Raw genomic sequence first — 25,687 nt, 5'->3', positions numbered from 1 at the left:
CGAGCTCCCGAGGAGAGGTCATGACCACCATCGACACCACCGTCGACACCCCGGATCTGAACGCCGCGGCATCCTTGGCGGCGACCGCGGCGGCATCCGTTCCCGGCGTGCACGCGCTCGGGAGCTTGATCGGCCGCGCCTCGGATGCCGTCCGCGAGCGCGTCGGCCTCGCCAGCACCGCGCCGGGCGTCAAGATCGACACCGACCGTGCGGACTCCGTCTCCGCGACCATCTCGCTCGTCGTCGACTACCCGCACAAGCTGCGCGAGGTCTCCGAGGCGGTACGCACCGCGGTGCGCTCGGCCCTCGAGCCCCTCGGGCGCGGCACGATCGACGTCAACGTGATCGTGACGGGTGTCTTCGGACCGTTCGACCGCGACGTCGTCGACGAAGCGGAGGAGAAGGCGGATGCCGTGGCCGCCCGCGCATCGGAAGCGGTCGACGACGTGAAGGCGCGGTCGAAGGACCTCGCGGCTCAGGCCTCGGCCGCGGCCGAGGACGTGAAGGCGAAGTCGAGGGATGTCGCCGCCAGCGCGTCCGAGACAGTCGACGCCGCCGTGGCGAAGACGAAGGACGTCGCCGCCGGTGCCGCAGCCGCCGTAGATGAGACCGTGAAGGCTGCGCGCGAGCGCGTCGCAGCCACAAACGCCGACGCGGATATCGCGGCCGCGGATCGCGTCACGGACGGCCTCGAGCCGTCGCGTCCCGCCGCGAACGCAATTGAGGATGATCGGGGTGACGTGAGCGACGTGGTGGCCGAGGCACTCGAAGACGCTGCGATCGACATCGCGATCGCCGCCGACGAGGTGCGCGCCGACGACACGACGCCGGCGACGGACAGCGTGCAGTCAGTGGTGGAGGACGACCGTCCCCGCCCCTGACCGACGGATCACGACAGGGCGCTCCGGCTTCGGCCGGGGCGCCCTTCGCGTTTCTCGGCGGATCGCATTGCGCGGCGCGACGGACGGTCGACGCAGCTGCGGGACGGCGTCCGCGGCGAGATGGCCGGGCGGGGTGTCTCGGATGGACGAGGGTCGCAGCGAAGCTGTCACCGAAAGTGGACAACCGTCGCTGCGCAGCCCTTTCGGGAAGCGCATGCACGCATGATGGGCAGCGTTCCCCTTCGGTACGTACCCGTTCGCCGAAGTCGACGAAGCGGTGAGCGCGGGGGCGCCTCTCGACCGCATTCCTCGATGACCTCCGAGCGTCGGCCGTCCTCACGAATCGATTGCTCATGAAGCGTTTCCCCACGACGGCCTCCGTCAGCGCGTTGGCGATCGGGCTGATCGCGTCCGGGCTCGCCGTCGGCACGGCCTCGCCGGTCGCGGCGGCGGCCTGCACCGCGACCCCCACGACCTGGACCGACTTGCAGGACGCGTTCGCGAACGCGCCCCTGTCGGGCGGCGTGATCTGCCTCGGGGCGGACATCTCGGATGCCGCGGCATCGCCGATGACCGGGGCGAACATGCTGCTCAGCCAGCCCGGCGGATCCGACCTCGTCTTCGACTTGAACGGTCACAGTCTGACGCGGGTGCTCAACCGCGGGGGCTCGAACAGCGATGTCGCGGGCATCAACGTCGACGCGGGGAAGACCCTGACCATCGACGCCACGGGCGGCGGTTCCCTTCTCATCAGCGGGGGAGCGTACTCGGCCGCGATCGGCGCATCCAACGGCAACGACCTCGGCACCATCATCATCAACGGCGGAACCATCGACGTCTCCACTCTGTGGGACGGCGCCGGCATCGGGGCAACGAACTTCTCGATGATCGGGGGTGGTTCGATCACCATCAACGGCGGGGACATCACCGCCACCACCTACAGCTGCGGCCCCGGCATCGGAGCGGGGGAGTACGCCAGCGTCCCCGCCGACATCACGATCACCGGCGGCACCGTCACCGCTCACGGCACGTGTGGAAGTCCGGGCATCGGCGGGGCGGGCGGTGCATCCGGCGGGAACATCACCATCACCGGCGGCGTCATCACGGCGACCGCCACCCAGGGCGCCGGAATCGGCGGCGCCATCGACAGCCCCGGTGCGAACATCACGATGTCGGGCGGTGAGCTCACCGCGTCGACCGTGCCCAACGGCGGATACAACGGTGCGGCGCTCGGCACGGGGTACACGTTCGGCAACGGGCCGCTTCGCGACCCCGGGACCCTCACGCTGATCGGCGCCGGCGTGCCGACACCGACATCGGGGTCGAGCGTGCGCGCGTCGTCGCCGATGGCGACGGTGCAGCCCGGTGTTCCCGGGGTGACGTTCACGCAGACCACCGAGGACGGGACGGCGACGGACGGTCCACGGACCCATATCGTCTTCGCTCGCCCGGTCGCCCCGCAGATCACGACGCCCACGGTCGCCGACGGCACGGTCGGGGCGGCGTACTCGCAGACGCTCGACGCCACGGGCACCGGCCCGCTGACTTTCGCATTGAGCGCCGGGGCCCTGCCGCCCGGATTGACGCTGGACCCCGTGGCCGGGGTGATCTCGGGTCAGCCGACGCAGGCGGGGTCGTTCACTTTCACGGTCGAGGTCTCCGGCCCGGGCGGGACGACGTCGCGCTCGTACACGGTGATGCTCGCCGCTGCACCGTCGTCCACACCGTCCGCAACGGCTACACCGTCGGTCACTCCGGCGCCCGCATCCCCCTCGGCCGCTTCGCCGGCGGCCGCGTCACCCGCGGCCCCGAAGAAGCTGGCCGCCACCGGCGCAGACACCGCAGGACTGATCGTCGCCGGGACGGCAGGGGCGGCGCTGCTGCTTGCCGGGGCTCTCGCCGGCGTCCTGCGCCGCCGTCGACTCAACTGAACGCGGCTCGTCGTCGCACCGAAACGAATCCGAGGACAATTCATGCGCACCACCAAGGCTCTCGTTCCCGTTCTGGCGCTCGGCCTGGTCGCCTCCGGCGTCGCCGTGGGCGCCGGAGCACCGGCGATGGCCGCCGCCTGCACCACGACCCCCACGACCTGGACCGACCTCCAGGACGCGTTCGCGAACGCGCCGCTCTCGGGTGCGGTGATCTGCCTCGGGGCCGACATCACGTCGCCCGCGTCGCCGACCGCCAATCTGTCGCTGAATCCGCCCGTCGGGTCGAACGTCGTCTTCGATCTGAACGGCCACTCCTTGACGAGTGTGCTCAACCCCGGGGGGCCCAGTTCCCCCGACGCGGGCATCGATGTCAGTGCCGGCAAGACCCTCACCATCGACGCCACGGGCGGAGGATCCCTGACGATCAGCGGGGGAGTGCTGTCGGCCGCGATCGGCGCCCACAACGGCGATGACCTCGGGACCATCATCATCAACGGCGGGACGATCAACGTCTCGACGGTCGGAGACGGCGCCGGCATCGGGGGAGCGAACTTGTCCTTCTCGGGAGGCGGCTCGATCACCATCAACGGCGGCGACGTCACCGCGACGACGAACAACTGCGGTCCCGGAATCGGGGCGGGCGAGTACAACACCGTCGCTGCAGACATCACGATCACCGGCGGCACCATCACCGCCCACGGCACCTGCGGAAGTCCGGGGATCGGTGGGGCGGCCGGGGGATCCGGAGGGAACATCACCATCACCGGCGGCGTGATCACCGCGACCGCCACCCAGGGCGCCGGCATCGGGGGCGTGATCGACAGCCCCGGCGCGAACATCACGATGTCGGGCGGTGAGCTCATCGCGTCGACCGCACCCAGCGGCGGAGCCAATGGTGCGGCGCTCGGCTCGGGGTACACGTTCGGGAACGGGCCGCTTCGCGCCCCCGGGACCCTGACGCTGATCGGCGCCGGCGTGCCGACGCCGACGTCGGGCACGAGCCCCCGGGGTTCGTCGCCGACCGCGACGGTGCAGCAGGGCCCTCCGGGAGTGATCTTCACCCAGACCACGCAGGATGGCACGGCGACGCAGCCGGCGATGACGCACATCGTGTTCGCGCGGGTTGCCCCGCCGCAGATCATCACACCTTCGGTCGCCGACGGCACGGTGGGTGCGCCGTATTCGCAGACGGTGGATGCCACGGGCACCGGTCCGCTGGCCTTCGGCGTGAGCGCGGGGGCGCTGCCGCCCGGGTTGACGCTGGACCCGGTGACCGGGGTCATCTCGGGTCAACCGTCGCAGGCGGGGTCGTTCACCTTCACGGTCGAAGTCTCCGGTCCGGGCGGGACGACGTCGCGTTCGTACACGGTCACGTTCGCCGCCGCGCCGCAGCCGAGCCCGACCCCGTCCGCGCCGACTGCGCCGGCATCCATGCCCTCGGCGGCCGCCGCTGCGCCGACACCCACGGCATCCCTGAGCGCGAAGAGGCTCGCCGTGACCGGAACGGACAGCACCGGCGTCATCGTCGCGGGTGTCGCCGGGGTGGTGCTGCTGCTGGCCGGGGCCGTCGCCCTCGCCGTTCGTCGCCGTCGGCGCAGCTGAGCGGCGAAGGGTCGCCGGCGCCCAGCGTCAAAGGGTCGCCGGGGCCCAGCGTCCAAGGTCAGCGGGCGCCAGCGTCGAAGGTCGGCGTGCCCCAGCGTCGAAGGTCGGCGGGGCCCAGTGTCAAAGATCAGCGGGCCCCAGCCTCGAAGGTCAGAGGGGCGCCCGCCCAGGAGCGGGCGCCCCCTCGCTGTCAGTTCGCCGTCGCGTTGTCGTAGGCCCGCTGCGCGGCCTGCTGCGCGTCGGCGAGAGCCTGCTCGGTCGTCTTGTCGCCGAGCAGCGCGGCCGTGATGGCGTTGTTCAGCTCGTTCTGGATGTCCTGCCCCGCGGGCGACGAGCCGAACGACTTCCCGTTCTCGACGACGTCGTAGTAGGTCGAGATCACCTGGTCGAAGCCCTCGTCGCCGGTCGGCACGACGAACTCATCGCGGATCATCGTGTCGGCCTCAGGCGACCCGGTGAACAGGCCCGTGTTCAGTCCGCCCTTGCTCTCGATGGTCGCGGCCCGCGCCTCGCCCGCCGCCATCCACGCGTCGGTCGAGGTGAGCTCCGTCATCCACGCGCAGGCCGCTGCCGGGTTCTTCGCGCCGACGGGGATCACGAACGCGGTCCCCGACGCGAGCGAGAACGGCTCACCCTCGGCATCCCGGAACGGAACCGCCTGCAGCGACATCTTGTCGCGCGTCGCGCTGAGCACGTTGGGGTACCACTGGTTCGCGACCTGTGCGCCGACCTGGTTCTGCACGAACTGGTTCGCGTCGCCGAAGGTGTCGAACGAGTCGGTGAAGCTCTTCACCGCGGCGTAGCCGCCCTGCGCATCGGTGATGTGCTTGAGCGCGTCGATGCCCGCCGCGTTGGAGGCGTCGTCGAGGGTCGGCTTGCCGTCGGCATCCGTCAGCTGTCCGCCCATTCCGAGCACCCACAGGCCGCCCTGACCGGTGGCGACCGGGTCGAAGCCGAGGCGCGTGGGGGTGCTGCCCGAGGCCTGGTAGATCTTGCCGATGGCGGCCAGCAGACCGTCCATGTTCGACGTGTCGAACTCGTCGGGGGTGACGCCCGCTTCATTCAGCACGTTCATGTTGAGCAGGATCGCCGGCGGCTGGTAGAACTGCGACACCGCGTACACGGCATCCTCGTACGTGACGTCATCGACCACGTTCTGGTACCACCGCTCGGTCGGCTCGACCCCCTTCGCCTCGAAGCATGCGTCGAGCGGCATGAGCAGTCCCTGGGCGGCATACGTCGTGACGTAGCGGCGGTCCATCTGCACGACGTCGGGCACGTCACCGCTCGCGATGCGGGTGGTGAACTTCTGGGCGTCGAAGGCCGTGGCATCCAGGGTCACATCGACGTCGGAGAGCTGCGCGGCCGCGTGGTCGAGGCGCGATTGGCCGACGTCGTCGGCGTTCTCGAAGCCCCATGCGGCGAGGGTACCGCTGGGCTCGGCACCGAAGTCGACGTCGGCGGCTTGCTCGGAGGCGTCGCCTCCGCCGCTGCAGGAGGCGAGAAGGGTGATGGATGCCGTGACGGCGGCGACGCCGGCGAGGGAGCGCATTCGCATGATGGGTGTCCTTTCGAGACAGGGGGGAACGGTCAGCCTTTGCGGCCCTGGGTGGCCACGCCCTCGACGAAGTAGCGCTGGCCGAAGGCGAAGATGATGAGCATCGGCAGGGTCACGAGCAGCGAGGCGACCATGACGTACTGGTAGTCGCCCTGGCCTCCGGCGCTGGGGCTGTACTTCGTCATGGCGTACGCGATGCCGAGCGGGGCGGTGAAGTCCTCGACCGACCCGGCGTTCAGATAGATGAGCGCGGCCTGCAGGTTGTTCCAGCTGGCCTGGAACTCGAACAGGAACACGATGATGAACGACGGGATCGACAGCGGCATCGCGATGCGCCAGAACAGGCCCCACGCGCTGCATCCGTCGAGGCGCGCCGCTTCGAACAGCTCGCGCGGGACGCCGAGGAAGAACTGCCGCTGCAAGAAGATGTAGAAGGCGCTGCCGAAGAGGTTCATGCCCCACAGCGGAACCCACGTGCCGAGCAGCCCCGTCTCCTTCCACACGAGGTAGATCGGGATCATCGTCACCGCACCCGGCAGCATCATCGTCGCCAGCACCAGCCCGAAGAGGAACCCGCGGCCGGGGAAGCGGAAGTACGCGAACCCGAACGCGACCACCGAGCTCATCACCGCGACGGTGGTGGCGGCGAGCAGGGCGATCGCGACGCTGTTGAACATCCAGTTCAGAAGCGGCAGCTGACTCCACACCTCGGCGTAGTTGCCGGGGGTGAACGTCTTCGGGATGAGGGCGTTGTCGAACACCTCGCCGCGGGGCTTGAGGCTCGCCGCCAGCAGCCACGCGAACGGGTAGAGGAACAGCAGCGCGAACAACACCAGCACGACGGCGAGCAGCACGCGGCCGGCGAGGGTCTTGGGCTGCTTCAGCGCCCGACGCCATTTGGGAGGACGGGCGGTGGATGCCACGAGCTCGGGCTGGGCGTTGGCCACCCCGGGCGTCTGCAGGGTGGTGGCCATCAGCGGTCCCCCTCGTAGTAGACGAAGCGGTTGCCGAGCCGCACCTGCACGAGCGTGATGAGCAGGATGATCACGAACAGCAGCCAGGCCATCGCGGCCGCGAAGCCGAAGTTGAACTGCCGGAACGCCTGCTGGAAGAGGTAGATCGCGTAGAAGAGGGATGCCTCGGGCGAGGCGTTGCTCTGATCGCGCCAGAACAGCAGATAGGCCTGGTCGAAGACCTGGAATGCCGCGATCGTCAGCACGATGACGTTGAAGAACATGGCACCCGAGATCATTGGCAGCGTGATCGAGAAGAAGCGGCGGATCGGTCCCGCCCCGTCGATCTGCGCGACCTCGTAGAGATCGACGGGCACGTTCTTGATGGCGGCGAGGAAGATCACCATGGTGCCGCTGACCGTCCACAGCGCCATGATGACGATGCTGGGCTTCACCCAGGCGGGGTCGACGAGCCACTGCGGACCCTGGATGCCGACGGCCCCGAGGGCCTGATTGATCGCGCCCGAGTTGCCGTTCAGCAGCAGGAAGAACACTGCGGCCGTCGCTACGGCCGGCGTCATCTTGGGCAGGTAGTAGAGCGTGCGGAAGACGCCCGCGCCGCGACCGACGCGGCTGAGCAGCAGCGCGAGGAACAGGGCGAAGGCGATCTCGAGCGGCACCGCCATCACGGCGTAGAACAGGGTGTTGCCGAGCGACACCGCCACGCGCGGATCTTCGAACAGCTGGGCGTAGTTGCTCGCCCCCACGGGACGGGCGGCGCCGATCGCCAGGTTGTAGCTCGAGAACGAGATGACGAGGCTGTAGATCATGGCCCCGGCGGTGAAGACGAGGAACCCGATGATCCACGGGGAGATGAAGAGGTAGCCCGCGATCGCCTCGCGGCGGTTGTACTTGACCTTCTGGCGTGGCTGGCGGCGGTCCTTCCGGGGGGAGGCGGCGGGAGCCGAGGAGGACAGCGTCACCGGTACGACCGGTGAGGGGACCGGGTGGGTGTCTTTTCGTTCATCGTCTTCTCCTCTCGCGCAGGGTCTCGCCATCGAGAGCCGCTTCGCCAGGTTCGAGAAGTGCTGACTTCTCGTCGAGGCCGTTGCGCACCGCGCGCACGAGTGGCAGGGTGTCGGGGCTCAGATGCACGGCATCCATCGCTCGCGGCGTCACTTCCTGGTCGGCTGTGATGCGGTTGTGGCGCGGCGCGGCGCGGCGCGGTGGCTGTGGTGTGGTGCGGCCGTGGCGCGGCGCCTGTGGCGGTGCGGCTGTGGCGGTGCGGCGCCTGTGACGGCGGGAGGACGTGGGGGTGGGGAGGGCGCGAGGGCGGGATCCGGTCCTCCGCTCGTCACATGTCCTCCGCTCACCACCACCAGAGCGGCGGAAGCAGCGTCAGAGCGCCCGCAGGTACCGCCGCGTCATCCACGCCTGCACCTGGCGTCCGAACGGTGCACCGACGCGGGTGAACCAGCGGCCCGGCGCCGAGAACGCGACGATGTCGAACGCCACTTCGCCCGACGGCTGCAGTGTCAGCGTGAAGCGCTCCTCCCCGCGCTCGGGATGGCCCGGCAGCGTGCCGTACGCGAAACCGGCGGACGTGTCGGTGCGCTCGGCCCACACGACGAGACACGGGATGCGAAAGCTCAGGATGCCGAGCCCCAGGCGCATCGTCACGCGGGTGCCGACGCGGAACGGCGTCTCGGACGCCTCGACCCGCGCACCTGCCCGCCGCTGCGCCTCGCCCGCGAGGAGCGCGTCGGCGGCTCGCTCGAAGTCGTCACGACCCTGCCCGATGACTCGGTGCGTGCGCACGTGGTGGTACCCCGGGGGCAGCTCGCCGGCGGTCGCACCGACCTCGTCGTAGGTGAGGTCGTCCATGCAGCCACGGTAGAGCGCCGTGCGGCCGCCGGGGCGGGGTTGCGGTGTGCGGTGGGCGGAGTTGCGGCGGGTATGGCTTGTGGCGGTGATGAGGGGAGGACCTGTGGGAAGGGGAGGATGCGGGGGCGGGTTTCGGTCCTCCGCTCGGCACCTGTCCGCCGCTCGTCACCGCACGGCACGGCTCAGCACGGCCAGCACGTCGCGGCGGCGCGGCGGGTGACGCAGGGCTCGCGGCGTTGCGGGCGGCTGCGGCGGCGGCGGTGGGCGGCGTCGGTTGGGCGGCGGTGGCGGTGGTCGACGCGGTTGCGGTGGGATGAGGGGAGGACGTGGGGGGAGGGGAGGATGCGGGGGCGGGTTGCGGTCCTCCGCTCGGCACCTGTCCTCCGCTCGGCACCTGTCCTCCGCGCGGCACCGCACGGCGCCGCCCCGCCCCGCGCCGCCCTGCCCCGCACCGCCCCGCCCCGTCGCAGCGCTCAGCGCCGCGTCCCGCCCAAACAGCGCCGACGCGCGGGAAGCTCCCCCCTACGCTGGAGGCATGCCCGTGATCGACGTCGCCGAGCACCTCGCCGCCGTCCTCGAGGCGGTGGTGCCGCTCGCGCCCGAGACGCGCGACGTCGCCTCCGCGCGGGGCCGGGTGCTGCGGCATCCGGTCTTCGCCGCCGTCGACGTGCCGGGGTTCGACAGCTCGGCGATGGACGGCTTCGCCGTGCGCGAGGTCGCGGGGGTTCCGGTGACCCTGCGCGTCATCGCCGACCTGCCCGCCGGTACCGACGCGGACCCCCGAATGGATGCCGCAGACGCGGCGCGGATCATGACCGGGGCGCCCGTACCGACCGACGCGGATGCCGTGGTGCCCTTCGAAGAGACCGAGCGCGGCCTCGCCGGGGGCCTCGAACCGGTCACCGTCCTCGTCGCCCCGAGAGGCGCGGGCGCGCACATCCGCCGCCGCGGCTCCGATGTGCGCGCGGGCGACCTCGTCGTCGACGCGGGAGTCCGGCTCAGCGCCGCGCGGATCGGTGCGATCGCGGCATCCGGGGTCGGCACCGTGTCGGTGGCGCGCGCGCCGCGCGTCGCGGTGGTGTCGACGGGGTCGGAGCTCGTGACCCCGGGTGAGCCGCTTCGCCGCGGGCAGATCCCCGAGTCCAACAGTGCGTTGCTCGCCGGTCTCGCCGAGGAGGCCGGGGCCGAGGTGGTGCTGCGTACCAGCGTGGGCGACGACGGCGACGGCCCGCGACAGGCCATCGCCGCCGCCGAGGCCGCGGGTGCCGACATCGTGGTGTTCTCGGGTGGGGTGAGCGCGGGGGCCTACGAGGTGGTGAAGAACACCCTCGGCGACCTCATGCGCTTCGACACCGTGCGCATGCAGCCCGGCAAGCCCCAGGGCTTCGGGCGGACTGCCGCCGGCACGCTGCTGTTCGGCCTGCCGGGCAACCCGGTCAGCGCCGCCGTGTCGTTCGAGCTGTTCGTGCGGCCGGCCCTCGGTGCGCTCGAGTCGGCCGCCGACCTCGGCCGCGCGACGGTGCGCGTCGCGCTCGCCGCGGGGTGGCGCGGGCGCGCCGACAAGACGCAGTACGTCCCCGTCGCGCTCGACCGCACCGACCCCGCCCGGTGGCTCGCACGCCCGACCGCGCGCGGAACACGCGGTCTCGGCGAGGCCGACGCCCTGGCCGTGATCCCTCCCCGCGCCGACGATCTCGCCGAGGGCAATCCGGTGACGGTCTGGCTGTGGTGAGCGTCGACGCGGTCCTGCTGGCCGGCGGGCGCGGCTCGCGCGTCGGCGGCGCGGTCAAGCCGCTGTTCGAGGTGCGCGGCTCGACGCTGCTTCGGGCGGCCATCGACGCGGTGCGAGCGGGCGGAGCGCGGCGCGTCATCGTCGCGGCCCCCGTGCTCGACGACGCCATCGAGGTGACCTGGGTGCGCGAGGATCCGCCCTTCGGCGGGCCGGTCGCCGGCATCGTGGCGGCTCTCGACGCGGTGGATGCCGACGAGGTCTACGTCGTCGCCTGCGACCTGCCGACCGCCGGTCCGGCGGTGGCGGCACTGCCCGACCGGCTGCCGCCCGGGGTCGACGGGGTGTGTCTCGACGACGGCCGACGCCAGTGGCTCATCGGCCGCTACCGGACCGCGGCGCTGCGGGCGGCGGCATCCGGTCTGCCCGACCGAGGTCGTGACGCGTCCATGCGGGCGCTGCTCGGCGGGCTGGCGATCGCCACCGTCGCGGCCTCGCCCGACCTGACGCGCGACATCGACACGTGGGACGATCTAGAAGCCGCCCGAGGAGGAGCCATGACCGAGTCCCGCACCCTGCCGCCCGAAGCCCTGAACGACTGGAGCGCCGCGCTGGCGGAGCGTTTCGGCCTGGTCGAGGGCGACATCCCCATCTCGCTGATCCTCGATCTGGCGCGCGACGTCGCCAACGGCGTCGCCCGGCCCGCCGCTCCGTTGAGCGCGTTCGTCGCGGGGCTCGTGGCGGGCCGCGCCGGCGGGTCGCCTGCCGACACCGAGGCCGCCGTCGCCGCGGTGGTCGAGATGGCGAAGGGCTGGGGCGAGCGCGAGTGACGCGCCTGAAGGTGGAGGTCTCGGTTCCCGAGAGCCACGTGGATGCCGTGATCGAGGCGCTCGATCGTGCCGGCGCGGGGCGGATCGGCGCGTACGACCGCTGCACGACGTTCTGGCGGGTGTCGGGCACCTGGCGGCCGCTGCCAGGGGCGACACCGTACGACGGCGAGGTCGGCGAGGTGCAGCGCGGTGAGGAGTTCCGTGTCGAGGCGTTGTGCGACGCCGCCGACGCCCGGGCGGTTCGCGATGCCGTAAGCGCGGTGCACCCCTACGAAGAGGCCGTGATCGTGTTCCTCCCGGTCTACGATCCCGACGGCGCGCACCCGGCTGAGGCGTTCCGCCGACGCCCGACGGCGCGTCGGCGCTCACGGGCCGACGTATTCACCCCGGGGTCGTAGCCGCATCGCGGGCTCGGCGTACTCGGCGGCGATGTGGGCGATCCACCCTGCGGTGCGCCCCAGCACGAAGATCGTGCTCGCCGCGTCGTCGGGCAGACGGGCGGCGGATGCCAGGGCGGCCAGCGCCAGGTCGACGTTCGGCCGCGAGCGGGTGCGGTGCGTGACGGCGTCGTCGAGGCGGCGGACGGCATCCATCGTCCGTTCGCCGTCGCGCAACCGCGCGATCAGGGGGAGGAGCGCGTCGGCGCGGTCGTCGATGCCGTCGTAGAGCGGGTGCCCGAAGCCCGGGATGCCGTGCCCGTGCTGCACCGCCTCGGCCAAGGCCCGCTCCGCATCCATGCCACGGCTCACCCGCGAGAGCAGGTGCGCGGCGCGCGTCGCGGCGGCGATGTGCAGCGGCGAGTCGGCCGCGCCGAGGGCCGCGCCGACCGCGGCGTAGCCGTCGGCCCGGGCCGAGGCGGCCACCCGCGCGGCGAAGGTCGACACCGCGAGGTCGTGGTCGATGAGCAGGACGAGGGCCGCGTTCACCGCCGCGACGGCCGCGTCATTCGTCGCGCCCCAGGCGCTCACGAGCGAGCGCGCGATGTCGACGTGCGGGTCGCCGCCGAGGGCGACGGGTAGGCCGGTGAGCAAGGTCCACCCGATGCGGTGCAGCGTGGCCGCCGAGGTGTCGTGGCGGAGCGGGTCGTCGGCGGCGAAGCCGGTGAGCGCAGCGCGGAAGCGGTCCATGGCGCCCGCGTGCGGCGGCAGGGCGGCGATCATCTCGCGCGCGCTGCCGATGGCCGGGTCGGGTGCGTCGGTGCGCTCCGCGCCCCACAGCCACGCCACGACCTCGGCGAACGGCTGAGCGGCGAGATCACGGGCCCGGCGACCGCGGTACAGCAGCTCGCCGTCTTCGATGTCGGCGATGTCGGTCTGCACGACGGCCAGCGGCATCCCGGTGGTGGGGTGGGCGGGAGCGCGCGTCGCCGTGCGCCGGCGGCTCGCCGCGAAGGCCTCGACCTCGAGCGCGTCGAACGTCGAGCCATTCGCGTGGCGTTCGCGGGTGAGCAACCCGCGCGAGACGTACGCGTAGACGGTCTCGGGTTTGACGCCGAGGCGGGCGGCGACCTGGGCGGCCGAGAGGCGGGGGAGAGGGGATGCCATCTTGATCCGATCAACGTTGACGCTGTGTTGGTCATGTTCGCACACTGAGCGCATGAGCGATCTGATCGATGTGCCCCGCGGCCTCAACGGCGTCGTCGCGGCCGAGACGACCATCAGCGACGTTGACGGCGACGGCGGGTTCTACCAGTACCGCGGCCGATCGGCGGTGGAGCTGGCCCGCACCCGCTCGTTCGAAGACGTCTGGCAGCTGCTCGTGGTCGGTGGGCTGCCCGACGACGCCGAGCGTGCCGCCTTCGCCGCGCGCGTCGCCGCCGCCCGCACGGATTCTCGGATGCCGGCGCTCCTCGCCGCGGTCGTCGAGCGCACCGACCAGCCGCTCGCCGCCCTTCGCGCGGTATGGACGCTCGCGGCATCCGCCCGGGGGTCTTCCGCGCTGTTCGATCTCGATGAAGCGGGCCGTCTCGACGAGGCGGTCTTCTTCGCGGCGATCGCTCCGGTCGTGCTCGCCGCGACCGTGACGCGGCGCCCCGGCGCCGCCGACGTCGCACCGGCGAGAGCCCGGACGGGCGGCGGTGTCGTCGCCGACTACCTCGAGCGCGTCACGGGCGAGATCCCGGATGCCGCGCACGTGCACGCTCTCTCGGCCTACCTCGTCGCCGCGATGGACCACGGCTTCAACGCCTCGACCTTCACAGCCCGGGTCATCGCCTCGACGGGGGCCGACATGGCATCCTGTCTCACCGGAGCCCTCGGAGCGCTCTCGGGCCCGCTGCACGGCGGAGCCCCGGCGCGCGCGCTCGACAGCCTGGATCGGGCGGGCGACGGCCCCGGGGCGTGGATCGCCGGGGAGCTCGCGGCGGGGCGACGGCTGATGGGGTTCGGGCACGCGGTGTATCGCACGGCGGATCCGCGCTCGGAACTCCTGCGCGAGGTCGCCCTCGGGTTCGGCGGGTCGCGTGTGACGCAGGCGCTGGCGTTCCAGGTCGAGGCGGAGCGGCAGCTGGCGGCGCGCCGGCCCGCGCGCCCGCTGCACGCGAACGTCGAGTTCTACGCCGCCGTCGTGATGGAGCAGTGCGGCATTCCGCGCGCGATGTTCACCCCGACCTTCGCGCTCGCCCGCACGATCGGATGGACGGCGCACGTGCTCGAACAGGCGCGCGACGCGAAGATCATCCGCCCGTCTGCGCGGTACGTCGGGCCGGCGTACGCGGGGGAAGGCGTCGAGGTCTGAGCGCTGGGCAACGAGCCCACGACGCGGGCGTCGTCGCAGGCGAGTCAGTTGCGCTGACGGCGCCCCGCCCTCGCCGCGAACGCGTCGATGGCGTCCAGGATCTCCTCGCTGCGCCAGAACGGTCCGAGCTTGTGCTCCGCCTTGGAGCGCACGATTCCCGCGTCGACGAGCGCCCTCAGCGGCGGGTACACGTTCGGCTGCGAGATACCGAGTTCCGCAGCGGCGGTCGCGGAGTCGAGCACAGGTCGGTGGGCGAAGACGTCGAGCAGTCGCCAGGCGCTGGAGTCGCGACGGACGGTCAGTCGGTCACCCCACGCCGCGCGGATCTCGTCGATGGCGGACACGAGTTCGCGACTGTTCGCGATGGCGCGGAAGGCCGCGGATGCGAAGGCCCGCACAATCGGGTTCGGGTCTCCCCGGCGGTAAGCGGTCAGCGCGCTGTGGTATCCGTCGACGTCCGCCAGGAGGCCTGCCGACACGGGGATCGCGACGTTCGTCGTGACGCCCCGGTATCGGAGCATCGACTGCGCCAGGGCTCGCCCCGTTCGGCCGTTGCCATCGGTGTACGGGTGGATCGTCTCGAACTGTGCGTGGGCGATCGCGACGGAGGTGAGCGACGGCACATCCCAACGGGCGGCGAAACGAGCGACGTCTTCGACGAGATCCGCGACGCGTTCGTGGTGTGGAGGGACGAACTCGGCGTCGACGGGTGAGTCGCTCCGGGTGCCGATCCACACCTGTTCCGTCCGATATTCGCCGGGGGTGTGCCGTGGCTGCGACTCCATCAACACGCGGTGCATCGACGCGATGCTGTCGGGCGTGATCTGCTCGGCGAGCTCGAGAGCCGCCTGCAGCGAGCGGGTGTTCGCGGTGATCAGCTCAGCGTTCCGGGATCCCTTTGCGCCGAGCTCAGCGGAGAAGATCGCACGGGCGGATGCGGTGAGATTCTCGATCTGCGACGAGGACGCGGCCTCCGAGCGCAAGAGAACGGGTGCGAAACCGGCGACCCGGCTGCCGAGCTCGGCGTCGAACCGCGTCAGTTCAGCCGCGGCTTCCTCCGCCTCTGCGGCGATGTGGGGCATCAGCACAGGATGCAGGGAGGCGATCGACGGGGGCACGGATGCCTCGTAATCGACACGGGCATAACCCGCGCGCGCGGCGCGGATGCCGATGGCCGCAGCCGGCACCCATCCTCGCGTTTCGTGGTCGACGGGCGGCCAGGGAGTGTCACGCTGCTCGCCTGCGGGGCCAGCGTCGGGGGACGCCGTCCGCTCGCTTTCGGCGGCGGCGTCCACAGGTGTCGGCTGCTGTTCAGAACTCATAAGAGGCTGCCCCGTTTTTCTGACTTAGGGCACTATCTCATAAAAACGGGGCCATCGATTATGCCCTCCACACTCCGCCTACTCGAACACCACCGTCCATGACACCGCGCGGGGCCAGAGGGCGTGGCGCGGCAGCACGTCGGGCCCGCATGCGCGCGACCCGAGGCCGTGCTGGGCGGCGTCGAGGTACAGCCACAGGCCCTGCGACGGCGGCAGCTCGTGCGCGTGCGCGACACCGGTGCGTTCCTGCGCGGTGTGGCGGTCGAGCTGGAAGCCGGGGAGCCCGGTCGAGCCCGAGGCGACGGCGCGCAGGTGCAGCGGACCGAGGTCGAGGGCGCGCAGACCCGGGCGGTGCCCGGTCTCTTGCGGGCGGCCGTAGGCGACGCCGAGCTCGTCGACGGCGGCCTCGAAGCGGCCGACATAGGCGGCCTCGGCGCTGTCGCTGTACGACTCCGCCGGTCCGGTGCCGTACCACCGTGCCGGCTCGTCGGCGAGGGCGCCGGGCAGACCGATGCGCGCGCCGACGCGCGGCCAGGTGCAGTCCCACGGGCCGAACGGGCGGATGTCGGTGTGCAGCCGCAGCCCGTCGCCGTCGAGGCGCCACGCGAACGTCGTCTCGATGCCCTGCGCGCTGTGGGCGGCCATCGACCGCACGCGCTGCACGAGCCCCTGCTCGGTCCGCTCGACCGACAGCACGCGGTGCTGCAGGCGGTCGAGGCCACGCTCGAGCCACCGCACCGACGACGCCGGGGTGCTCTCGTCGCCGCGCCCGTTCGTCAGCGCCGGGTCGGCGGTCTCGTACGAGCCCTGCCCGTCGAGCTGGTCGTTCTCGGTGGGTGCGCGCCACAGCTCCGGCAGCGGCCCCGACACCTCGAGGTCGCGCCAGCGCACGAGCGCGCCGCGTCGGTCGAACACCGCGTCGCCCAGCGCGTCGCCGCGCCAACCGCCCGCGGCCGCGCGCGCGGGGCGCGGGGGAGCGGCATTCACCTGCACTTGCGCGCGCGAGACGACATGCCCCGCGGCCCCCCACGCCGGAGCATCGCGCCACACGGCCTCGAGCGTGATCCAGCGCTCGCCGGTGGCATCCGGGATCCCCGCCGCTGGCAGCTCGATCACCGTCTCGGCACCCGGCGACAGGATCGGCGCAGGGAGCGCGCCGTCGGCGACCCGGATGCCGTCGTCTTCGACCCGCCAGCGCAGGTCGAGGTGATCGGTGCAGAGGGAGTGCTGCCGGTTGCGCACGCGCCAGGAGCGCCCGCTGACGTGTTCGAGCGTCACCGGGGCCCATACCGCGGCGAGCTCGCCCAAGCCGGGCGAGGGCGTGCCGTCCGAGAGCACGAGGCCGTCCATCAGGTAGACGCCGTCGTGCACGGGCTCGCCGAAGTCGCCGCCGTAGGCGAAGAACTCGGTGCCGTCGGCGGTGCGGGTGCGGATGCCGTGGTCGCGCCACTCCCACACGAACCCTCCGTGCAGGCGGGGGTACTGCTCCACCATCCGCTCGTAGTCGGCGAGCGAGCCGGGGCCGTTGCCCATCGCGTGCGCGAACTCGCACAGCACGAAGGGCTTCGCCCGCTGGCGTGCGCCCTCGGCCGGGCCGATCTCGTGCACGGCCATGGTCTGATCGCCGCACACGGAGGCGATCTCTTCCATCGTGGGGTACATGCGCGAGTAGACGTCGGTGTACGCCCCGCCGTAGTCGCCCTCGTAGTGGATGGGGCGGGAGTCGTCGCGCTCGCGGATCCACCCGGCCATCTCGGCGAGGTTTCGGCCGGTGCCCGACTCGTTGCCGAGCGACCACATCACCACGCTCGCGTGGTTCTTGTCGCGCTCGACCGTGCGGCGGACGCGGTCGAGGCACGCGTCGCGCCAGGCGGGGTCGTCGGCGGGGTTGCCCGTCCACTCGACGTCCCAGAACCCATGGGTCTCGAGGTCGCATTCCAGCACGACCCAGAAGCCGATCTCGTCGGCCAGTTCCAGCACCCGCGGGTGCGGAGGCTGATGCGCCGTGCGGATCGCGGTGATGTTGTGCTGCCGCATGAGCTCGAGCTCGCCGCGCACGTAGTCCTCGTCGAACACCCGGCCGCGGTCGGGGTCGGTCTCGTGGCGGTTCACGCCGCGGAAGATCAGGGGGCGGCCGTCGGCGAGCAGCCGGTCGCCGGCAATCTCGATGCGGCGGAAGCCGACGCGCAGGCGCACCGTCTCGGCATCCGTCGACACCTCCACGTCGTAGAGGCGCGGGGTCTCCGGCGTCCAGGCGTCGACGGCGTCGATCTGGAGCGGGACCACCGCGCCCTCTGAAGCCCAGGTCTCATGGATGCCGAGCTCGAGCACCGTCACGGTCACGGGCCAGCCGCCGCGGGGGCGCACGTCGAGGGTTCCGACGCCGGTCGCGGGGTCGCGGTCGCCGCGTACGAAGACATCGTCGAGGCCGTCGGCGGGCCGGCCCTGCAGCGAGACGCTGCGAAAGATGCCGGGCAGCCACCACTGGTCCTGGTCTTCGAGGTAGCTCGCGGCCGACCACTGGTGCACCCGGACGGCGAGCACGTTCTCGCCGTCGACGAGGTGGTCGGTCACGTCGAACTCGGTCATGAGCCGGCTGCCGGTGAACCAGCCGATCTCGGTGCCGTTCAGCCACACGGTCGCGAGCGACTCGACCCCCTCGAAACGCAGCAGCGTGCGTCCGTCGGGGCAGAACGAAGGATGCCAGTCGAAGGTGCGCCGATGGTCGCCCGTGGGGTTGGCGTCGGGCACGTGCGGAGGGTCGAGCGGGAAGGGGTACCGGATGTTGGTGTACGTGGGGTGCCCGTGCCCGTGCAGGCCCCAGTGCGAGGGCACGGGGATGCGGTCCCACGCCGAGACATCGGCGTCGACGGCCGCGAACGGGGGCGGGCCGTCGAGGTCGTCGCCCGGGTCGGCGTCGTGCAGAAGAAAGGCCCAGTCGCCGTCGAGGCTCTGGACCGGGGCGTCGGATCGCAGCCAGGCGCGCGGGGGGAGGCGGGTGTCGGATCCGGGGGTGGGATCGCCGAGGTGAGTCATCGGTCCTCTCGGAGGGCGTCGGGGTCGGCCACGACGGTGACGTCGGGATGCCGTTGCAGGAACGAGGCGGGGATGTCGGCGGTGACGGGGCCGGTCAAGGCGGCGCGCAGGGCGGCCGCCTTCGCGGAGCCGGCGGCCACGAGCACGATCCGCCGGGCCGAGAGGATCGTCGCGACGCCCTGGGTCATCGCATGGGTCGGCACCTGGGCGAGATCGCCGCCGAAGTGCTCGGCGTTGGCGCGGCGCGTGCTCTCGTCGAGCTCGACCACGCGCGTGCGGGTCTCGGCATCCGAACCGGGCTCGTTGAAGCCGATGTGACCGTTGCGTCCGATGCCCACGATCTGCACGTCGACGCCCCCGGCGTCGGCGATGGCGCGCTCGTACGCCGCGCCGTCGGCGGCGGTCGAGCCGCTCGGCACCCGCACGTTGTCGGCCGGGATGCCGAGCGGCCCGGCGATCACCGAGCGCACGTAGGCCGCGTACGAGCACGGATCGGATGCGGCGAGCCCGACGTACTCGTCGAGGGCGAACAGGCGCAGCCCCTCGGTGCGCAGCCCCTCGGCCCGCCGTCGGATGAGCGAGGCGTACAGCGCCAGGGGGGAGGATCCCGTGGCGACGCCGAGCACGCCGGCGGGGGCGACGCTCGCGACGATGCCGGCGGCGACCTCGCCGATCTCGTCGGTCGCGCAGACGATGACGCGCGTGGTCGGGGAGACGGGAACCAGGGCGGGAGGGAGGGTCACGCTCACTTGATCGCGCCCTTGGCGATGTCGCCGATGAACTGGCGGGCGCCGATGAGGAACACGATCAGCAGCGGCAGCACGGCGAGCAGGGCCCCCGCCATGACCATGCCGTAGTCCTGGCCGAACGCGGTGTTCAGCTGCGCCATCGCGACCTGCAGGGTCACCTGGTTGGGGTTGGTCATCACGACGAGCGGCCACAGGTAGTCGTTCCACGCGGCGATGAAGGTGAAGATGCCGAGGAAGCCCAGGCCCGGGCGGATCAGCGGCAGACACACCGTGAACCACTGTCGGAAGAAGCCCGCACCGTCGAGCACCGAGGCATCCATGAGTTCGTCGGGGATGGATGCCACCATGTACTGCCGCAGCCAGAAGATACCGAACGCGTTGGCCGCGGCGGGCACGATGAGCGCCTGAAGCTGGCCCACCCAGCCGAGGTTGGTCATGGTGATGAACTGCGGGATGACGGCCAGCTGCATGGGCAGCATGAAGGTCACGAGAGTGATCGTGAAGAGCGTCCGACGCAGCGGAAACTCGAACTTCGCGAACGCGAAGGCGGCGAGCGAGTCGAACACCAGCACGAGGAACGTCACGCTGCACGCGACGATGACCGTGTTGAGCAGCGAGCCCGCGAAGTCGATGCGCGAGAAGACCGCACCGATGTTGTCGAACAGGCGGGGTCCCGGGACGAAGGTCGGTGGGGTCGTGTAGATGTCGCTCGTGGAGTTGCTGGCCATGACCACGAGCCAGTACAGCGGGAAGAGCGAGACGACCGCGCCGGCGGTGAGCACGCCGTACAGCAGCACGCGGCCGGGGGTCGCCTTGCGGCGGCGGCGCACGGGCACACCGGCGGTGGTGATGTGCTCGGTGACCGTGGCGGGCGGGGGCGTGGTGAGGGTCATGCGCGGGCCTTGTCTTCCTTCTTGCCGGCGGTGAAGCGCCAGCTGATGATGGTGAAGATCACGACGATGAGGAACACGCCCCACGCGATCGCGGCGCCGTACCCGAAGCGGTTGTAGCTGAAGGCCTGCTGGTAGAAGTACAGGACCATCGTCAGACCGCCCTGACCCGCACCGCCGCTGTTCGGGTTGGTGGTGCTCGAGCTGGCCGTCAGCACCTGGGCTTCGGTGAAGCTCTGCATGCCGGTCACGGTCGAGACGACGAGCACGAAGATGATCGTGGGGCGCAGGAGCGGCAGCGTGATCGAGAAGAAGCTGCGGATGGGGCCGGCGCCGTCGAGCTTGGCGGCCTCGTAGACCTCGCTGCCGATGGACTGCATGCCGGCGAGGAAGATGATCGCGTTGTACCCGGTCCACTGGTACGTGATGAGGATCGAGATCGTCAATTGGATGCCGAAGGGCGTCGACAGCCACTGCACGCCGGGGAGCCCCAGTGAATGCAGGGCGGCGTTGGCGAGCCCGAAGTTCTCGCCGAAGATCGAGCCGAACAGCACCGCCATCGCCACGACCGAGGTGATGTTCGGTACGAAGTAGGCGATGCGGAAGGCGGTGCTGAAGCGGACGGCGTTGTTCAGCATGGCGGCGACGGCGACCGCGATGATGAGCATCGGGAACGTCGACAGGACGAAGATGACGAAGGTGTTGCGCACCGACAGCCAGAACGTGGGGTCGGTGAACAGGCGCGTGTAGTTGTCGATGCCCGTCCACTTCGCCGCGCCCAGGCCGTTCCAGTCCTGGAACGACAGGACGAGCGAGTAAACGGTGGGGAAGAGGCCGAAGCCCAGGAAGAGCAGGAAGAAGGGGGCGATGGCCGCATACATCGGCCAGTGCCGGATGAGGCCCCGGCCCCGGGGGCGCGCGCTGGGGCGCACCCCCGAGGCCGTCATGACGCGCGTGGCGGATGTCACTTAGAGCGCTCCCACACCTGCTGGGCGGCGGTCAGTGCGTCGTTCCACGCCTGCTTCGGGTCCTTGCCCTGCGACTGCACGTTCGTCAGCTCCGTGATGAAGGGGGCCTGCAGCTCGTTGTCGATCGGGCTGGTGTAGCTGATGGGCATCTTCTCGGACGCGGCCTGGAAGACGTCGGTCGTGACCTGGCCGCCGAAGAACGGGTCGGGCTCCTGCAGGGCGGGCTGGCTCAGTGCCGCGGTGGAGGACGGGAAGTTGCCCACTTCGGTGTACGTGGTGGCCTGGTTCTCGGCATCCAGGAGGTATTCGACGATCTTGACCGCCTCTTCCGTGTTGCCCGTCGAGGCCGGGATCGTCAGGAACGAGCCGCCGATGTTCGCCGGGCCGCCAGGCATCGCGGTGACGTTCCACTTACCCGAGGTGTCGGGCGCGTTGCTCTTCATGTCGCCCTGGTACCACGCGGCGCCGAGGAGCGTCGGCAGAGATCCGTTGTTCACCGCGGCGGCCCAGTCGGGGCTGCCGTCCTGGATGCCGGCGACCAGGCCGCGTTCGTTCGCCTCGATCGCGGTGTCCCAGGCCTTCTTCACCTGGGCGCTGTCGCCGAGGAACTCTCCGTCCTGCGAGACCATCTTCGTCTCCCCCTGGCCCATGACCTTGGTGAAGACGTCTTCCATCGAGACCTCGAGGTACGCGCCGGTGGCGGCCTTGAGCTTCTCGCCGAAGGCGAAGTAGTCGTCCCAGGTCTTGGTGGCCTCGGCGACGGCGGCCGGGTCGGTGGGAAGGCCCGCGGCCGCGAGCACGTCGGTGCGGTAGTACAGCGCGGTGGGGCCGATGTCGGTGGGAAGGCCGATGAGCTTGCCGTCCGCGGTGGTGGCCTCGGCGAGCTTCCAGGCGGGGAAGTCGGCGAGCTTGTCGTCGATGCCGAGGGTCTTGAAGTCGGTGAACAGGTCGGCCTGCTGCAGGAAGTAGGGCATGTCCTCGCCCTTGATCCCCGTGATGGAGGGGATGCCGCTGCGGCCGGTGAAGACGGTGACGAGCTTCTGCTTCACGTCGTCGCCGATGGTGGTGACCTCGAGCTTCGCGTCGGGGAACTCGGTCTTGGCCGCGTCCACGACGCTCTCGCCGATGCCGCCGGGCCAGGTCCACAGGGTCAGGGGGCCGTCGGAGGATCCGCCGGCACCGCCGGAGCAGGCCGAGAGGGACACGGCGGCGACGGCGGCGACGGCGACGGTGCCGAGCGCGCGTCGGTGGCGCGGGGTGAGGGTGATCATGAGCGGTTCACTCCTAGATTCGGGTGCGGTGTGAGGACGGGGTGGGGCGGGGTGGGGCGGCGAAAGGCGATGCGCCGTCGTGCAGCGCGGCGCGGAGGAAGGCGAAGCGCGCCGGGTCGGCGGCCGCCGGGTGGGCGTCGAGCCAGGGGAGCAACTCGTCGAGACGGGGAGCGGCTGCCGCGCCGCCGGGACGCGACACCGTGATGGCCGCGACGAGGGTGGCGAACTCGACGCGTTCGCGAAGCGTCCACGTCGTCAGCTCGGCGGCGGCCAGCGCGCCGCCGAAGACGTCGCCGGCGCCGGTCGCGTCGACGAAGTCGATGGCGACAGCGCCGATCTCGACCTCGGTTCCGGTCGCCGCGTCGACGGCGATCACGCCGTGGCCGCCGCGGGTGACCACGGCCAGGGGTACGCGCTCGGCGAGAGCGCGGGCGGCTGCGCGGGCGTCGTCGGCGCGGGTGTACGCGCGGGCCTCGGCCTCGTTGGGGAGGAAGGCGTGGCATCCGTCGAGCACGTCGAGGGCAGCGAGGTCCCAGTCCTCATCGGCATCCCAGCCGATGTCGGCGAAGACCTTGGTGCCGGCGGCGGCGCGCTCGCGCACCCACTCCGACACCGAGTCGTCGATGTGCAGAGCGGCTACAGGAGTGACGGGCGCGTTCTGAAGGAGGGATGCCATCGGGGCAGCGGGGCGTCCGCCGGTCACGAGCGCACGGTCACCGTCGTAGTTCATCGCGGCGGTGACGGGCAGGGCCCAGTCGGACACCTCGCGGATGCCGTCGGCGATGCCCTCGTCGGCGAGTCGCTCCCGCACCAGGCCCGAGAGGGCGTCGGTGCCGGCGTCGGCGCAGAGCACGGTGTCCACGCCGAGGCGAGCCGCGGCGATGGCGTAGTTGGCGATACCGCCGGGGCCCCAGCCGAACGCGGGGGTCCAGTGCTCCTCGCCGAGGCGCGGGGCCGTGGCCAGGTCGGCGAAGACCAGATCGAGGAAGAGCTGCCCCGCCGTCAGGAGGCGGGGGGTGGGGCGGGATGCAACCGTCATGGCCCCTCCTCTCTGCGGTGACGACCGGGGGCGTTGCACCGTTTATAGCACCGAGCGATCAGGACCGCGCAAATTTTTGCGTGTAAACATTTTGTTACTGAGCGATTTTGAGCGCTATGGTGATCGCACCATGAAAGACGTCAGAGATCGCGAGATCCTCCAGCACCTGCGTTCCGCTCGGGCCGCCACGGTCGCCGAGCTCGCCGAAGCGACCGGTTCGAGCATCGCCACGATCCGTCGCGATCTGCAGCGCCTCGACGAGGCGGGGCTGCTGCGCCGCACGCACGGCGGTGCGGTGATGAGCGAGGGCGACGCCCCGTTCGCCACCGTCGAGCCGGTCAACCGCGAGGGCAAGGAGCGCATCGCGCAGGCCGCGGCCGCGACCATCCACGACGGTCAGGCCGTCATCCTCGACGTCGGCACGACGACGTTGCAGCTCGCCCGCCTGCTGCGCGGCCGTGCGGTGACCGTCATCACCAACAACCTCGCCATCTACGACGTGCTGCGCGACGAGCGCGAGACGCACCTCGTGCTGCTTCCCGGCGACTACGACCCGGTGTATCGCAGCGTCGCCGGCCACCTCACGACCGAATCGCTGCGCCTCATCCGCGCCGATCATGCCTTCCTCGGCGTCAGCGGCATGTCGCCGCAGGGCGATCTGCGCGACACGACCCTCGCGCAAGTGCCGATCAAGCAGGCCATGCTCGCCGCGTGCGACGCGGCGACGGTGCTCGCCGACCACAGCAAGTTCCCCGGCAGCGGCGCCGGGCGTATCGCCCTGCCCCTCGCCCTGCGGCGGCTCATCACCGATGCGCCGCTCGAGGGCCCGATCGTCGAGTCCCTGGGCCGACGGAATGTCGAGATTGTGACCGCATGAAGCTTGCCATGATCGGTGGCGGAGGATTCCGCACCCCTCTGGTCTACCGCGCCCTCCTCCTGGATCGCGACCCGGGCCGTGTCGATGAGGTCGCCCTCATCGACACCGACGGCACGCGGCTTCGGACGATGGCCCGCATCCTCGAGGATCAGGCGCGGGACTTCCCCGACGCGCCGCGCGTGAGCGTGCACACGGATGCCGAGGAGGGCCTGCGCGGCGCCGACTTCGTGTTCTCGGCCATCCGCGTCGGCGGCATGGCGGGTCGGGCGACCGACGAGCGCATCGGCCTGTCGCACGGGGTCATCGGCCAGGAGACCGTCGGTTTCGGCGGTATCTCCTACGCTCTGCGCACGCTGCCGGTGGCCATGCAGCTCGCCGAGCTCATCCAGCGGGTCGCCCCCGACGCCTGGGTCATCAATTTCACCAACCCCGCCGGCGTCGTCACCGAGGCCATGGGCCGCGTGCTCGGCAAGCGCGTCATCGGTATCTGCGACTCACCGATCGGCCTCGCCCGTCGAGCGCTCGGAGCCCTCGGCATCCGCGATTCGGCCGACGTCGAGATCGAGTACGCGGGCCTCAACCACCTGGGCTGGCTCACCGCTCTCCGCCGCGACGGCGTCGACCTGCTGCCGGAGCTGCTCGCCTCGCCCGAGCGCATCGAGTCGTTCGAGGAGGGGGCGCTGTTCGGCGCCGACTGGATCCAGACGCTCGGCGCGCTGCCCAACGAGTACCTGCACTACTACTCGTACCGGCGCGACGTGCTGCAGGCCGACCAGTACGCCGCGACCACCCGCGGGCGCTACCTGCTCGACCAGCAGGCCGGCTTCTGGGACGAGGCTGCGACCGCCCCCCGCCCGCACGCCGCCTGGGAGGCCTGCCGCCACGAGCGCGAGGTCACCTACATGGCAACCAACCGCGACTCCGCCGGCATGGGCGACCGCGATGAAGAAGACCTCGTCTCGGGCGGGTACGAGAACGTCGCGATCGCGCTCATGCGTGCGATCGCCTACGACCAGTCGGCCCGTCTCATCCTCAACGTCCCCGGCGGCGGCGTGCTCGCGGGCCTCGACAGCGAGGCCGTCGTCGAGGTGCCCTGCATCGTCGGCGCCGACGGCCCGCGCCCCATCGAGAGCGCGGCCGTCCCCGCCTTCGGGCTGGGGCTCGTCACGACCGTGAAGTACGTCGAGCGGCAGACCATCGAGGCCGCCCTCGGTGGTTCGCGCGCGGCCGCCCTGCGCGCCCTCGCCCACCACCCGCTCATCGACTCGGTACGCGTGGCCCGCGCCCTGCTGGACGACGCCGGCTCCAGCTTCGCCGACCTGTCGTACCTCCGCTGAACCCGGGGGTGCGGCGCCGGCCCGAACGGCACCGTACCCCCGCACCACGCCACACCCTCCCCGCATCCCGCGTCGCGCGGACACGAACCGCCGC

The 25,687-nt window shown here is 71.4% G+C and carries 22 protein-coding genes; 9 read left to right on the top strand and 13 right to left on the bottom strand.

Annotation, left to right across the window (positions count from 1 at the left end; genetic code table 11):
* The first annotated feature begins 20 nt into the window (after window positions 1-20).
* The 3 genes from QE392_RS03040 (at window position 21) to QE392_RS03030 (ending at window position 4,414) form a co-directional block, all read left to right on the top strand.
* Entirely contained in the window at window positions 21-881 is an 861-nt protein-coding gene (locus QE392_RS03040) for an Asp23/Gls24 family envelope stress response protein (RefSeq protein ID WP_307447700.1), read from the top strand.
* 353 nt (window positions 882-1,234) lie between these two features.
* Window positions 1,235-2,812, top strand: coding sequence for a putative Ig domain-containing protein (locus QE392_RS03035; protein WP_307447698.1), 1,578 nt, complete (start codon window positions 1,235-1,237; stop codon window positions 2,810-2,812).
* A gap of 42 nt (window positions 2,813-2,854) precedes the next feature.
* Window positions 2,855-4,414 (top strand): putative Ig domain-containing protein, encoded by a 1,560-nt coding sequence (locus QE392_RS03030; protein ID WP_307447695.1) that lies wholly within the window; start codon window positions 2,855-2,857, stop codon window positions 4,412-4,414.
* Window positions 4,415-4,604: 190 nt separating this feature from the next.
* Here the strand turns inward: QE392_RS03030 and QE392_RS03025 are convergent, their stop codons facing one another.
* The 5 genes from QE392_RS03025 to QE392_RS03005 form a co-directional block, all read right to left on the bottom strand.
* Entirely contained in the window at window positions 4,605-5,972 is a 1,368-nt protein-coding gene (locus tag QE392_RS03025; protein ID WP_307447692.1) for an ABC transporter substrate-binding protein, read from the bottom strand.
* A 32-nt stretch (window positions 5,973-6,004) separates the two neighbouring features.
* Window positions 6,005-6,946: a carbohydrate ABC transporter permease gene (locus tag QE392_RS03020; protein ID WP_307447689.1), complete on the bottom strand. Its 942-nt coding sequence runs from the start codon at window positions 6,944-6,946 to the stop codon at window positions 6,005-6,007.
* The gene (locus tag QE392_RS03015; protein ID WP_307454006.1) at window positions 6,946-7,902 is read right to left on the bottom strand and encodes a carbohydrate ABC transporter permease; all 957 of its coding nucleotides are present in this window, start codon (window positions 7,900-7,902) and stop codon (window positions 6,946-6,948) included. The genes QE392_RS03020 and QE392_RS03015 overlap by 1 nt, the downstream gene beginning before the upstream one ends.
* 46 nt (window positions 7,903-7,948) lie before the next feature.
* Entirely contained in the window at window positions 7,949-8,089 is a 141-nt protein-coding gene (locus QE392_RS03010; RefSeq protein WP_307447687.1) for a hypothetical protein, read from the bottom strand.
* 234 nt (window positions 8,090-8,323) lie between these two features.
* Window positions 8,324-8,809 (bottom strand): DUF1990 family protein, encoded by a 486-nt coding sequence (locus tag QE392_RS03005; RefSeq protein WP_307447683.1) that lies wholly within the window; start codon window positions 8,807-8,809, stop codon window positions 8,324-8,326.
* A gap of 535 nt (window positions 8,810-9,344) precedes the next feature.
* On the opposite strand from QE392_RS03005, the gene QE392_RS03000 reads away from it, so the two are divergent.
* From QE392_RS03000 to QE392_RS02990, 3 genes are read left to right on the top strand one after another with little or no spacing between them, the layout of a single operon-like run.
* The gene (locus tag QE392_RS03000) at window positions 9,345-10,541 is read left to right on the top strand and encodes a molybdopterin molybdotransferase MoeA (RefSeq protein WP_307447681.1); all 1,197 of its coding nucleotides are present in this window, start codon (window positions 9,345-9,347) and stop codon (window positions 10,539-10,541) included.
* The gene (locus QE392_RS02995) at window positions 10,535-11,368 is read left to right on the top strand and encodes an NTP transferase domain-containing protein (protein ID WP_307447678.1); all 834 of its coding nucleotides are present in this window, start codon (window positions 10,535-10,537) and stop codon (window positions 11,366-11,368) included. Before QE392_RS03000 ends, QE392_RS02995 begins: the two co-directional genes overlap by 7 nt.
* A complete protein-coding gene (locus tag QE392_RS02990) occupies window positions 11,365-11,766 on the top strand; it encodes a hypothetical protein (RefSeq protein WP_307447674.1) in 402 nt (133 codons plus the stop codon). Before QE392_RS02995 ends, QE392_RS02990 begins: the two co-directional genes overlap by 4 nt.
* Here the strand turns inward: QE392_RS02990 and QE392_RS02985 are convergent.
* Window positions 11,734-12,912, bottom strand: coding sequence for a citrate synthase (locus QE392_RS02985; RefSeq protein WP_307447671.1), 1,179 nt, complete (start codon window positions 12,910-12,912; stop codon window positions 11,734-11,736). The genes QE392_RS02990 and QE392_RS02985 overlap by 33 nt on opposite strands.
* 52 nt (window positions 12,913-12,964) lie before the next feature.
* On the opposite strand from QE392_RS02985, the gene QE392_RS02980 reads away from it, so the two are divergent.
* Window positions 12,965-14,104 (top strand): citrate/2-methylcitrate synthase, encoded by a 1,140-nt coding sequence (locus QE392_RS02980; RefSeq protein ID WP_307447668.1) that lies wholly within the window; start codon window positions 12,965-12,967, stop codon window positions 14,102-14,104.
* Window positions 14,105-14,148: 44 nt separating this feature from the next.
* On the opposite strand, the gene QE392_RS02975 is transcribed toward QE392_RS02980, so the two are convergent.
* From QE392_RS02975 to QE392_RS02945, 7 genes are all read right to left on the bottom strand, one after another.
* Window positions 14,149-15,291: a Fic family protein gene (locus QE392_RS02975; RefSeq protein WP_307447665.1), complete on the bottom strand. Its 1,143-nt coding sequence runs from the start codon at window positions 15,289-15,291 to the stop codon at window positions 14,149-14,151.
* Between the two features lie 213 nt (window positions 15,292-15,504).
* On the bottom strand, window positions 15,505-18,462 hold the full coding sequence (locus tag QE392_RS02970) for a glycoside hydrolase family 2 TIM barrel-domain containing protein (RefSeq protein ID WP_307447660.1): 2,958 nt from the start codon (window positions 18,460-18,462) through the stop codon (window positions 15,505-15,507).
* A complete protein-coding gene (locus QE392_RS02965; RefSeq protein ID WP_307447657.1) occupies window positions 18,459-19,205 on the bottom strand; it encodes a glucosamine-6-phosphate deaminase in 747 nt (248 codons plus the stop codon). The genes QE392_RS02970 and QE392_RS02965 overlap by 4 nt, the downstream gene beginning before the upstream one ends.
* Before the next feature lie 2 nt (window positions 19,206-19,207).
* Entirely contained in the window at window positions 19,208-20,104 is an 897-nt protein-coding gene (locus tag QE392_RS02960) for a carbohydrate ABC transporter permease (RefSeq protein WP_307447654.1), read from the bottom strand.
* Complete coding sequence (locus tag QE392_RS02955) at window positions 20,101-21,069, bottom strand: carbohydrate ABC transporter permease (protein WP_307447651.1); 969 nt, start codon at window positions 21,067-21,069, stop codon at window positions 20,101-20,103. The genes QE392_RS02960 and QE392_RS02955 overlap by 4 nt, the downstream gene beginning before the upstream one ends.
* A complete protein-coding gene (locus tag QE392_RS02950) occupies window positions 21,066-22,340 on the bottom strand; it encodes an ABC transporter substrate-binding protein (protein ID WP_307447648.1) in 1,275 nt (424 codons plus the stop codon). Before QE392_RS02950 ends, QE392_RS02955 begins: the two co-directional genes overlap by 4 nt.
* 13 nt (window positions 22,341-22,353) lie before the next feature.
* The gene (locus tag QE392_RS02945) at window positions 22,354-23,379 is read right to left on the bottom strand and encodes a PfkB family carbohydrate kinase (RefSeq protein ID WP_307447645.1); all 1,026 of its coding nucleotides are present in this window, start codon (window positions 23,377-23,379) and stop codon (window positions 22,354-22,356) included.
* 130 nt (window positions 23,380-23,509) lie between these two features.
* Here QE392_RS02945 and QE392_RS02940 point away from each other — a divergent pair, with 130 nt between their 5' ends.
* Entirely contained in the window at window positions 23,510-24,256 is a 747-nt protein-coding gene (locus QE392_RS02940) for a DeoR/GlpR family DNA-binding transcription regulator (RefSeq protein ID WP_307447642.1), read from the top strand.
* Window positions 24,253-25,593, top strand: coding sequence for a 6-phospho-beta-glucosidase (locus QE392_RS02935; RefSeq protein ID WP_307447639.1), 1,341 nt, complete (start codon window positions 24,253-24,255; stop codon window positions 25,591-25,593). Before QE392_RS02940 ends, QE392_RS02935 begins: the two co-directional genes overlap by 4 nt.
* Window positions 25,594-25,687: the final 94 nt, after the last annotated feature.

The sequence above is a fragment of the Microbacterium proteolyticum genome (assembly GCF_030818075.1).
In the GTDB taxonomy this organism is placed as follows: Bacteria; Actinomycetota; Actinomycetes; order Actinomycetales; family Microbacteriaceae; genus Microbacterium; species Microbacterium proteolyticum_A.
The sequence above is the reverse complement of the archived record's forward strand: the minus strand, read 5'-3'. Positions and strand labels throughout refer to the sequence as shown.